Raw genomic sequence first — 11,019 nt, 5'->3', positions numbered from 1 at the left:
CCATTGATCTGCGGGGGCCGAGATGGTGGTGCGCGTCGCGACGGTGGCATTTGAAGGCGTCGAGGCCCGGCCCATCGACGTGCAGGTGCAATTGTCCGGCGGCTCCACGGGCTTCGTGCTCGTCGGCCTGGCCGACAAGGCTGTGGGAGAATCGCGCGAGCGGGTGCGCGCTGCTCTTAACGCCTCAGGGCTCGCCTTGCCGGCCAAGAAGATCACCATCAATCTGGCGCCGGCCGACATGCCGAAAGAGGGCAGTCACTACGATCTGCCGATCGCGCTCGCCGTCATGTCGGCCATCGGCGCCATCCCGTCCGATGCGCTGTCCGGCTACACCGTGTTGGGCGAACTGGCGCTCGATGGCGCGATCAGCCCGGTCGCGGGTGTCTTGCCCGCCGCCGTCGCCGCCAATGCGCGCGGACATGGCCTGATCTGCCCGTTCGAAACCGGGCCGGAGGCGGCCTGGGCCTCGGCCGATCTCGATATCCTGGCGCCGCGCTCACTCATCCAACTCGCCAATCATTTTCGCGGCACCCAGGTGATGGCGCGCCCACATCCGGCCGTGCGCGCTAAGGGACCGCTGCTGCCCGATCTCAGAGACATCAAGGGCCAGGAAAGCGCCAAGCGGGCGCTCGAAATCGCCGCCGCTGGCGGCCACAACCTTGTCATGAACGGGCCGCCGGGCTCGGGCAAATCCATGCTGGCGGCACGGCTGCCGTCGATCCTGCCGCCGCTTGGCCCCGCCGAACTCTTGGAAGTGTCGATGGTGCATTCGCTCGCCGGCATTCTGGCGGGCGGTGAGCTGACCGATCGGCGGCCGTTTCGCGCGCCGCATCATTCCGCCTCCATGGCGGCTCTGGTCGGAGGTGGCGTCCATGCGCGGCCGGGCGAAGCCTCGCTCGCCCATCACGGCGTGCTGTTTCTCGACGAATTGCCGGAGTTTCCCGCCGCCGCGCTCGATGGCCTGCGCCAGCCGCTGGAGACGGGCGAGATCGCGCTCGCCCGCGCCAATCATCGCGTTGTCTATCCGGCGCGCTTCCAATTGGTCGCGGCGATGAATCCATGCCGTTGCGGCCATGCCACCGATCCGGGCTACGCCTGCCGGCGCATGCCCAACGAGCGCTGCATGGCCGCCTATCAAGCGCGCATCTCAGGTCCCTTGCTCGATCGTTTCGATCTGGCCATCGAAGTGCCGGCCGTCACCGCCGCCGATCTCCTTCTGCCGCCGCCGGCGGAAGGTTCCGCCGAAGTCGCAGCCCGTGTCGCCACGGCCCGCGCCATTCAAGTCGAACGCTACGCGGCGCTCGGCCTGCCGCACGTCACGACCAATGCGGCCGCGCCAGCCAATATCGTCGAACAGGTAGCGCAACTCGACGCCTCAGGCACCGCTCTGCTGCGCGATGCCACCGAGCGCCTGCGCCTCACCGCGCGCGGTTTCCACCGCGTGCTGAAACTGGCGCGCACCTTGGCCGATCTCGATGGCCGCGATACGGTCTCGCGCCTCCATCTCGCCGAAGCGCTGAGCCATCGCGGCCAGTCCGCGATGCAGACGCAGGCGGCTTAGGCGTCTAACTGAACTGCAGCACGGCGCGGCCTTCGCCGCCCTTGCCTTGCTTCAGCGCATTCAACGCTTCGGTCGCTTGCGCGTAAGGCATGGCGATGGTGGCAATGGGTGGCAGCTTACCAGTCTGTGCGAGGGCGACCAGGTCTTTCAAATCCTGCAGCGTGCCCACATAGGAGCCTTCGATGCGCAACAGTTTGGTGGTGATCGCCAGCGGCGCGAGCGTGGTCGAACCGCCGAACAGGCCGACGATGACGATCTGGCCGCCGCGTCGCGCCGTATCGACCGCCAGGGCGAACGTCTCGCCCGAGCCGACGAAATCGATCGTTGCATGGGGGCCGCCGCCGGTGAGCGTTTGAATCTGGCTGACGATATCCGCCTGCGTGCTGTTCAACACCGCATCGGCGCCAGCCGCTTTCGCCAGATCGAGGCGGCCATCGTTGACATCGACGGCGAGAATGCGCGCCCGCGAAATCGCCTTGGCGATCCGGATCGCACCGATGCCGAGCCCGCCGCAGCCGACGATGCAAAGCCAATCAGCCTCCGTGCGCGGGCCGACTTTCTTCAAGGCGCTATAGGCGGTGATGCCCGAACAGGCATAGGTGCAGGCGACATCGCGCGACAGGCCGTCGTAGGGCACCAGATATTTCGCATCCGGCACCAGCACATGATCGGCATAGCCGCCGTCACAGCGCAGCCCCAGCGACCGCGCCTGCACGCACATCAATTCGTCCTTGCTGGCGCAGGCGGCGCAGGCGCCGCAGCCGATCCACGGATAGACGATATAGCTCTGGCCGACGGTGACGCCGGAAGCGTCCGGCCCCAAGGCCGCGACGGTGGCAACGATCTCGTGGCCCAAGGTGAACGGCAGTTTCATGCCGCGATCGGCCATGCGCATTTTGCCTTTGCTGCCGAGATCGAAATAGCCCTCCCAAACATGCACGTCGCTATGACAGACGCCACAGGCTTGCGTTTTCATCAGCACTTCGCGCCCCTGCGGCGCGGGTGTTTCAGCATCGAGCAATTGCAGCGGCTCACCCCATTGCGTGATGGCGAGTTTTTTCATCCAATTCCTCCCTCGGGGTTCCTGCGCAGACGCAATCGGTGAGCCGACCGATCACATTCAGCATGGTAAGCCGCTGGCCAACCTCGTCAATTCCGCCCGACTGAAAATCACACGTGGGCAGGGGTGGGACGTTGCGGAGCCCGCCCGTCTGGCGCGTTCTATGTGCGGCGCGACACGCGTTAAGCAATCGTTTGGATCGCCGACGATTTCCGTCGACGTTGCCAAAGGTGTCTTGATAAGTGTTTGCCTGTGTGTGGGTAGAGTTGCGTAGTGGGGAAATGTCATGAGAGCCAAGGCGCTGGCCTTCGCCGTTTCACTTGCGGTGGGTTTTGCTTTTGTTTGCGCGGATGTCGCGCAGGCGAAAGGACGACGTAAAGCCGCGCCGCCTCAATATGCCTATCATACATCCCAGTCCCGCCTGCCGGGCCTGCGCTTTTGGGGCGAGCCCTATTCCTGGCAGACGCCGGGTGCGCGCGTGCGCGAACCGGCTGAAGTCTATCGGCCGCAACGCTATCGCGAAGCGGTGAGCGTCTATCGTCCCAGCGAACCGTCAGGCGAAAGTGCAAAGCCCGCCACGCGCATCAATCGCGTTCGCATGAACGAGCTGCCGCAAGAGCCGGACGTGCGCGAGATCAGGCGGCCGTCCGGCGTGGCACAGCCAAAAGCCACGCGCGTGATTCCGCTGTTCAACGTGCCGCAGGATCAGGAAGGCGACTGAAGCACAGCTCAGCGTTTCTTTTCTCGCGGAGCATTCCTGCGCGGCGTGGCTCCACGTGCCAGTTTGGCGGATTCCTGCCGCACGAGATCGAGAAAACGCTGTACAGCGGCCGTCGGATGGCGATCGACCCATAAAAGACCCAGTGGACCCAGTCGCGCGTGGGGGATCGTCAGCGGCAGGATCGCCAGCGACTTTGTCTCCGTGTGATAGAGGGCGAGCTGCAGCGACACCAGACTGATCATGTCCGTCTCCTGCAGCAGCCGTTCGGTCGCCAGGAAGGAGGACGATTCGATCGTCGTCGATGGCAGCGCCAGTCCCATAGCGCCCAGTTCCGCTTCCAGGAGCTGGCGCATCGGTGTGTCGGGCAGCGGCACGATCCAGGGATAGCTCAAAGCCTCGCGCCAAGTCAGAGTTTTCGTCAAGTTTTTCTTGGCATGCAGCGGATGTTTGACACGAGCGATGATGCAGACCGGCTCGTCGTAAAGCGCCTCCGTGAAAATCTCGGCTGTCAGCGCCTTGCCGTGCAGCCGGCCAAGAATGCAATCGAGCTCGCGCCGTTCCAATCGCGGCAGCAGATTGTCGAGCGTATCCTCGAACAAGGAGATGCGAACGTCAGGCGCGATCCGGCGATAGGCCGTCATCACTTTGGGGATGAGCGTCGCGGCGGCCGAACGCAAAAGCCCGACACGAACCCGTCCGGATTGACCGGCGCGAAAGGTCTTCAGCTCGTCGCCCATGCGCGTCGTGTCGCCCAGCACGCGGTGCGCATAGTGCAGCACGATCTCGCCATAGGTCGTGGGCGTGAGACGGCGGCCGCGCTCGAACAGCGGCGCGCCGATGTCCTCTTCCAGTTCGCGCAGCCATTTGGATAGAGCTGGCTGCGTAATGTTGAGTTGCGCCGCCGTCGCGCTCTGGCTGCCTGTCTCGACCAAAGTGAGAAAGACTTCCAGGTGACGGATCTTGAGCCGCCGCATCCAGGACGGTTCGCTAGCAGCGAGTTGACGCACTTCGGCGACATCCTTTGAAAACATCGGATTATCGGCCAAAGTCTATAGCGCCTTCCTCGGCAATCAAGTCAGCCAGCAAGATCAATCGCTGGGCTTGAAGCCCGAAGCTTTGATGGGACCGGCCCAGAATTTGAAATCCCGTTCCTGAATGGCTGCGAGTTCCGTGCCGTTGCGCCCCGTCGGCGTCAGGCCGAGACGGCGCAGCAAGTCCTGCCCCTCCGGCTTCTTGACCGTGTCGATGACGATGTCGCGGACTTTGTCGACGAGCGCTTGCGGCGTCTTGGCTGGCGCATACATGCTGTACCAGCCTTCGGCGGTGATGTCGTAGCCCTGCTCTTTATAGGTTGGAACATCCGGCGTGGTGGTGGTGCGTTTCTCTCCCGTCGTCGCCAGAATGCGCAGCTTGCCGCTCTTGTGCAATTCGGTGGCATCGGAGGCCGACGTCGAGGCCAGGGCGATCTGTCCGGCAATGAGATCAGCGAGCGCCGGCGCCGGGCCGCGAAACGGCACGTGACGCAGTTCGACCTTGGCGGCCTGTGCGAACAGAATAGCGGAAAAATGCGGGATCGAGCCCGCGGCTGGCGAGCCGAACGCTGCCTTGTCCGGGTTGGCGCGCAGCCATGTCACCAATTCTTCGAGATTGCGCGCACCGGTCATCGGTCCCGTCGAAAGCGCGAAGTCGAAGACGCAGGCTTGCGCGATGGGCGTGAGGTCCGTGAGGGGATTATAGGGCAGGTTGCTGTAGACGGTGGGATGAAGAACGATCGCCGCGAAAGGCGTGAAGAGAAAAGTGCGCCCGTCCGCCGGTGCATCGACAACAGCACGCACGCCGATGCGGCCATCGGCACCGACGCGGTTCTCGACGATGACAGGCTCGTTCAGAACGGCACGCATCTGCTCGGCGAGAAAACGCGCCACGGTATCGGCGCCGCCGCCCGCCGCGTAAGGATAAATCACCTTGATGACGTTCGATTGAGCGATGGCCGGCTTCGCCAACACGCTGGCCGTCGCGGCCGCGCCAGCAGCGATCACTGTTCTTCTTGTTAAAGCCATCCCTTCTCCCTCCGTGCCGGTTTGGATTGTGCGACGATGGCGCAGAGCCATCGCCGAAGACGATTGGTCCAGCAGAGTAGAGAGGATGATAACGGCGCCCCGTATATCTCCTAGGAACTAAAGATTAAACATCGATCATATTTAAGTTATAACTCGATCCTCTGGCCATTTGGCGCGCGCATTTTGGGCATGATGGCTTGAACATCGCTGCCTATCGCGTGAGCCATTGCCCAAGAAGCGATCATCCATCGCCGGTGCGCTGCAATCTTTCGTCGTTGCACGTGTTCGCCCCTTGACAGCGCAATCGAGTCTTGCTCAGTTACATCAACATTAAGATAATCAATATAAAGATTAAACGACACCGATGGCGCGACGGTTTATCGGGAACGAGCCGGCTTGCGTCTTGAGGGGAGCATCACAGACAACAAAGCGCCGGAGCAAAATCATGAAGGGATTGATTTCGGTACTGTCAGCAACGATCGTCCTCGGCCTTATGTCATCCGCCCCGGCCCGTAGCCAGGACCTTTTGCGCGTCGGCGAGGGGCCGTTCATCACCGGCGGCGGCTTTCTGGTGGCCAATGAAAAAGGCTATTTCAACAAGCTGGGCCTGCGCATCGAAACCAAAATGTTCATCGATGGCCAGCAGGCGGTGCCGGCGCTCATCTCCGGCGAACTCGACCTCACGTTCATGACCGCCAATGCAAGCCTGTTCAACAGCGTCGCGCGCGGTGCGCCGCTGGTGGCGATCCTCGATCGCGGCAACAACAAGGTTGGTCGCGGGTATTCCGTCATCAACGTCAGCAAAGAAATGGCCGACAGCGGCATCAAGACATTAGCCGATCTCAACAAGCTGAAAGGCAAGCGGATTGGCGTCAGCGGCACCGGCAGCATCAATCAATATACGTTCTCGCTTGCGCTGCGGAAGGCCGGGTTGGACCCGCGCAAGGACGTTCGATGGATCACCAACATCCCGCAGCCCGACCTGATGAAAATGCTGGGGCAGAACCAAGTCGATGGCACCGATCTTGGGTATCAGTTCGGCTTTTTCGCCGCCAATAATGGATGGGGCCCTATCATCGCCACCGGCGACTTGATCGATCCCGACGGCACCATCGCGGTCTTCGCCACCCGGCGTAATCTCATCAAGGACAAGCACGATATCTTGGTGCGCTTTGCCATGGCTTATCTACAGGGCGCCAAGGAGTTCAATGCCGCCGCCGCTAATCCCGATCAGCACCCGGACATCGTCAATCTTCTCGTCAGAACGACGATGCTGAAACCGGAAACTCTGAAAGAGATCGCGCCGAACTGGTCCTACGTCAACGAAGATGGCGTGCCCAATATCGCTTCCATCATGAAGATGCAGGACTATTGGGCTGATTATTTCGACTTTGTTGAACGGAAAGTCACAGCCGAGCAGTTGTTCGATGTCAGCATCGCCAAGGAAGCCAAAGCGCGGCTCGATGCCGAGGCGCCGTTTGGCAAATAATAGCGGCAGTGGCGCTATACATAGGGTTCTGGAGAGAAGTGGATGATTGAGTTCGTGCTCGTTCACGGCGGCTGGCATGACGGATCATGCTGGGACGATGTTATCGGGCATCTTGAGAAAGCAGGTCATCGCGCGTTCGCTCCCACGATAGCGGGTCATGGCAAGGCGGCGGATCGTCGTGTCAATCATGCGGCCTGCACGGCTTCGATTGTCGACTATATCGTCGAGAAGGACTTACGCGATTTCGTTCTCGTCGGTCATAGTTATGGTGGGACAATCATTGCCAAAGTTGCCGAAGCGATCCCGGATCGCATCTCGCGCCTGGTTTTCTGGAGCGCTTTCGTTCTGCTGGACGGGCAATGTCTGTTCGACGAGACACCGCAGAATGTCGCTGTCTCCGAGGAGGGCGCCCGTCGAAGTGGCGACGATACCTATTTACCGCCGTTCGAAGCGGTGCGGGATAGCTTCTTCAATACGGTTAGCTACGAAGATGCGCTTCGGTATTATCAGCGCTGGACACCGCAGCCGATGCAACCTTTTAGAGACCGCTTGGATTTGAAGAAATTCCACGGTCTTACCATTCCCAAAAGCTACCTGTTGAGCCTCGAGGATATCCGGGTGCCGATGCCCGATCTGTCGTGGCATCCGCGTTTTTCAAATCGCCTCGGCCGTTTTCGTTTCGTGACCATGCCTGGCGATCACGAGGCCTTGTTCACCAATCCGGGGCTTTTGGCGCAGAAATTGGTTGAGGCGGGGCGTCGATGAAGCGGAATCGACATCGCGTTTTCTTGCTGTCCTGAAACGGCTGATAATCGCTACCGCTCGTACGATTTTGCGGTCTCGCCCGCGCTAGAGGTGGCCGGCCTCGCGATAGAAGCGGGCGGCGGCGGGATGCAGAGGGATCGGCGTGCGCGCCATATCCTTCGGCACCAGTGGATAACTCACCGGGCTGCGATCCTGCGGCAGGTGGCGATATTGCTGTTCCAGCACCTGTCGCGTTTCGCACAGGCACCAGGTGAGGAGATAAGCCACATCGTCGGGCAGATCGTTGCGCACGAGCACGACGAAATCTGAGAAATCCAACGTCGGCAGATCGGTCGACAGTGTTTCCCAAAAACCCGCCGGCAGGCTGTTGCGGTGCAGGCCATAAGTCTGTTCCAGCGCGGTCAGCGCCTGGTCTTCCGCCGGCAAAGCGATCGCGCCGCGCTTGCGGATCATCTCGGCCCACCAGGGGGCGAGCACAGCCTCCTGCAAAACCGCATCGACGGCGCCGTCACGCATCAGGAACAGCGATTGTTCCGGCCGCACCGTATTGACGTAGCTGCCGCCCCAGGAGTTCAGCATGTCTTCGGAAATGCCGTGCGCTTCCATATAGCGGCGCGCCGTGAAGCCGATGAAATTGGTACCGTCGTCGATCGACGTGGCGATGCGCAGCGGCGGCTTCTTGGCGCGCAATTCGGCGAAGGTCGACACGCCGAAGTCCGGCGCGATCGCCAGAACGAAGCGGTCGTTCTGCGGCAAGGTCGCCAGAGCGCGCAGATCCGGCAGGGCGCGATCGCGGAACATGTCCTTGCCCGTCAAAGCCGCGGGCACCAGCCCCACCGGCGTGCAGATGCACATCTGCGCATCGCCATCCTGGACGGCTTGCATCGCCTCCAGGCCGCCGTCCCGCAAGCTCCAGATCGCGACGCGGCTGCGACTACCTGCGCGGTCGCAAAATTCCTGTGCCAGCCAGGAGCAGATACGGTGGAAATTGGCCTGGCCCCAGTCGCCGATGAAATTCAACGTGAGCGAACGGGCGATGTGCGGCGATGCGATGGTCGAAGAAGCGGTCATAATGGGCCTCCTTGTGAGAATGGCTCGATGGCCCGATATTTGCCGGTAGTGACCCGTTCTGTTATGCCGCGCATAAGCTTCGTGAGCCGCGCAACGGCTTTCTTCTCGCCAGAATCGAGAGGCCTGTGAGTAAATTCAAAAAGGTGCAGCACACGCCCGAAGGCGCAGTGATCACCGATCTGATCATCACCATCTTTCGGGCCAATGGCGCGCTTCTGCGCGTCGGCGATGCACTGATGAAGGACTTGGGCGTCACGTCGACGCGCTGGCAGGTTCTGGGTGCCATTGGCGACACACCGAAGACCGTGGCGCAGATCGCGCGCGAATTCGGTCTGTCGCGCCAGGGCGTACTCTGGGTCGTCCAGGCGATGGTGAAGGAGGACATCCTCGAATTGATCGAAAATCCCAATCATCGCCGCGCCCAGCTCGTGCAATTGACCGCCCATGGCCGCAAGCTGTTCGATGAGATCAATCGCCGCCAGGCGATCTGGTCCAACGGCGTGGCCGAGGGCATGAGCGCGGCGGAACTGAAAAAAGTTCTCTCCGCCGTCAAGCGGCTGCACGACAACGTGATCGCCAGCGCCAAATGATCAGGCGACATCGCCAACGCGCTCAAGCCACGTGTCCGTCCAGGTCGCCGCAAGATCCTCCGGATAGTCCGGTCCGCGCGCATCATGTTCGAGACGTTCGCCGATCCGCACCGCGCCCAGGCCGCTCAACAGCGCATCGAATTTCTTGCCGCCGAAACAGAATGTGTTGGGATAGACGGAATCGCCGAGCGCGATGACGCCGTAGCGCAGCGCGCTGAGATCGGGCCGCTGGCTGTCCAAGGCGGCATAGAGGTCCTTGCCATTGTCGGGCACGTCGCCGGTGCCATAGGTCGACGAGCAGATGATCCAGCGGCCGCCATTGCCGAGCGCCACGGCCGGCTCCCTGAGTTTTTCCATGCGCAGGATGCGGGCGTTGAGGCCGGCCTCCTCGATACGTTCGGCTACGGTTTCGGCCACCATCTCGGCCGTGCCGCTCATGGTGGCGACGAGAATGGTGATGGTTTCACTCATGATGATGCTCCCGTCCTCAAGAATGCACGCAATGGCCTGCTGTCGTCGGCTAAAGACTCCGGATCGTCGATCGGCTGGGCCTGGCGCAGCAGGCGGCGGATCAACGGCATATCCTTGTTCCGATTGATCGTGATGCCGCCGACGAGCGCGCCATGCGCGAACTGGAAGATCGAAACGCCGGTATCATCACCACCGCGCTGTACGGTCATATCGACCTGCGCGGGCGCGCCGGCGGCCTGCAGATTCAAATCGCCCTGGTCCGACCACAGCCAGGGCATTTCCGCGTAAGGCACGCGTTCGCCCAAAATGGTGCGGGCGACGGTTTCCGGTTGCAGATTGGCATTCTGCCAGGATTCGAGCCGCAGATGGCGTTGCAGCAGCGGATTGAAATGGCGGGTCACGTCGCCGGCGGCGAGGATCGAGCCATCGGATGTCTCGCCGAATTCATCGGTCAGAATGCCGTCATCAATGGCGAGCCCGGCTGCCTCGGCCAGCGTTGTGTCGGGCATGACGCCGATGCCGGCGACGATCGTATCCGCCTTGATCGCCTCGCCAGTGGAGAGAACGAGCCTTTCGCCATCGGCATAGGCGATGCGCGTGTCGAGCCGGATGTCGATGCCGGTGCGACGATGATGGTCCAACACTCTGTCGCTGGCGGCTGTCGATCCAAGACGCGGCAACAGTACGGGTGCCGCTTCGAGCACGCTCACTTGGCATCCGAGCGCTTGCGCGCCAGCCGCCACTTCCAATCCGATGAAGCCGCCGCCGACGATGACGATGGACGATCCGGCTTGCAGGCGAGGACGCAATGCCTGCGCATCGTCGAGCGTTCGCAAATAGAACACGCGCCGCGAATCGAGCCCCGTTAGGGAGAGCTGTCGCGGTTTGCACCCGGTCGCCAGCACCAATCTGTCATAGGGATGCTGCGATCCATCATCGAGATGGATGCAGGCTTGCCGACGATCGATGGCGCAGGCCCGTCGCCCGGTTATCAGCACAATGCGTTGTTCCGCGCAGAACGCTGTGTCGACAACGGATGGCGGCTGAGCGTCGGCATCGATCAGACAGGCTTTGGAAAGGTCGGGCCGTTCATAGGGCGGATGTTTTTCCGCGCCGATCAACGTCAATGCGCCGTCATAACCGAGGGCGCGAAGAGACTTGGCTGTGCGAGCACCAGCTTGGCCGCCTCCCACGATAACGACGGTTCGAACGGTCTGATCCATGATGCGGT

11 protein-coding genes are annotated in these 11,019 nt (G+C 61.9%); 5 read left to right on the top strand and 6 right to left on the bottom strand.

Annotated features, from left to right (window positions below; translation table 11 throughout):
- Positions 1-22 precede the first annotated feature (22 nt).
- Positions 23-1,561, top strand: coding sequence for a YifB family Mg chelatase-like AAA ATPase (locus OIM99_RS05300; protein WP_311849284.1), 1,539 nt, complete (start codon positions 23-25; stop codon positions 1,559-1,561).
- A gap of 4 nt (positions 1,562-1,565) precedes the next feature.
- On the opposite strand, the gene OIM99_RS05295 is transcribed toward OIM99_RS05300, so the two are convergent.
- The gene (locus OIM99_RS05295; protein ID WP_311849283.1) at positions 1,566-2,624 is read right to left on the bottom strand and encodes an alcohol dehydrogenase; all 1,059 of its coding nucleotides are present in this window, start codon (positions 2,622-2,624) and stop codon (positions 1,566-1,568) included.
- A 283-nt stretch (positions 2,625-2,907) separates the two neighbouring features.
- Here OIM99_RS05295 and OIM99_RS05290 point away from each other — a divergent pair, with 283 nt between their 5' ends.
- Positions 2,908-3,342 carry a hypothetical protein gene (locus tag OIM99_RS05290; RefSeq protein WP_311849282.1) on the top strand — a complete coding sequence of 145 codons (435 nt, stop codon included), beginning with the start codon at positions 2,908-2,910 and terminating at the stop codon, positions 3,340-3,342.
- A gap of 8 nt (positions 3,343-3,350) precedes the next feature.
- On the opposite strand, the gene OIM99_RS05285 is transcribed toward OIM99_RS05290, so the two are convergent.
- Both OIM99_RS05285 and OIM99_RS05280 read right to left on the bottom strand, forming a co-directional pair.
- Entirely contained in the window at positions 3,351-4,373 is a 1,023-nt protein-coding gene (locus OIM99_RS05285; RefSeq protein ID WP_311849281.1) for a LysR substrate-binding domain-containing protein, read from the bottom strand.
- 57 nt (positions 4,374-4,430) lie between these two features.
- Positions 4,431-5,402, bottom strand: a complete 972-nt coding sequence (locus OIM99_RS05280) for a tripartite tricarboxylate transporter substrate-binding protein (protein ID WP_311849280.1) — start codon at positions 5,400-5,402, stop codon at positions 4,431-4,433.
- A 445-nt stretch (positions 5,403-5,847) separates the two neighbouring features.
- Here OIM99_RS05280 and OIM99_RS05275 point away from each other — a divergent pair, with 445 nt between their 5' ends.
- Both OIM99_RS05275 and OIM99_RS05270 read left to right on the top strand, forming a co-directional pair.
- Positions 5,848-6,891, top strand: coding sequence for an ABC transporter substrate-binding protein (locus tag OIM99_RS05275; protein ID WP_311849279.1), 1,044 nt, complete (start codon positions 5,848-5,850; stop codon positions 6,889-6,891).
- A gap of 42 nt (positions 6,892-6,933) precedes the next feature.
- Entirely contained in the window at positions 6,934-7,656 is a 723-nt protein-coding gene (locus tag OIM99_RS05270) for an alpha/beta hydrolase (RefSeq protein WP_311849278.1), read from the top strand.
- Positions 7,657-7,740: 84 nt separating this feature from the next.
- Here OIM99_RS05270 and OIM99_RS05265 read toward each other — a convergent pair whose 3' ends face one another.
- Positions 7,741-8,727 (bottom strand): TAXI family TRAP transporter solute-binding subunit, encoded by a 987-nt coding sequence (locus OIM99_RS05265; protein WP_311849277.1) that lies wholly within the window; start codon positions 8,725-8,727, stop codon positions 7,741-7,743.
- Positions 8,728-8,852: 125 nt separating this feature from the next.
- On the opposite strand from OIM99_RS05265, the gene OIM99_RS05260 reads away from it, so the two are divergent.
- Positions 8,853-9,317, top strand: a complete 465-nt coding sequence (locus OIM99_RS05260; protein ID WP_311849276.1) for a MarR family winged helix-turn-helix transcriptional regulator — start codon at positions 8,853-8,855, stop codon at positions 9,315-9,317.
- Here OIM99_RS05260 and OIM99_RS05255 read toward each other — a convergent pair whose 3' ends face one another.
- Both OIM99_RS05255 and OIM99_RS05250 read right to left on the bottom strand, forming a co-directional pair.
- The gene (locus OIM99_RS05255) at positions 9,318-9,788 is read right to left on the bottom strand and encodes a flavodoxin domain-containing protein (protein ID WP_311849275.1); all 471 of its coding nucleotides are present in this window, start codon (positions 9,786-9,788) and stop codon (positions 9,318-9,320) included. It lies immediately after the preceding gene.
- On the bottom strand, positions 9,785-11,011 hold the full coding sequence (locus OIM99_RS05250) for an FAD-dependent oxidoreductase (protein WP_311849274.1): 1,227 nt from the start codon (positions 11,009-11,011) through the stop codon (positions 9,785-9,787). The genes OIM99_RS05255 and OIM99_RS05250 overlap by 4 nt, the downstream gene beginning before the upstream one ends.
- Between the last annotated feature and the right edge of the window lie 8 nt (positions 11,012-11,019).

It is taken from the genome of Methylocella sp. CPCC 101449, from assembly GCF_031921685.1.
In the GTDB taxonomy this organism is placed as follows: domain Bacteria; phylum Pseudomonadota; class Alphaproteobacteria; order Rhizobiales; family Beijerinckiaceae; genus Terripilifer.
This window is presented reverse-complemented; position numbering and strand designations above follow the sequence as displayed.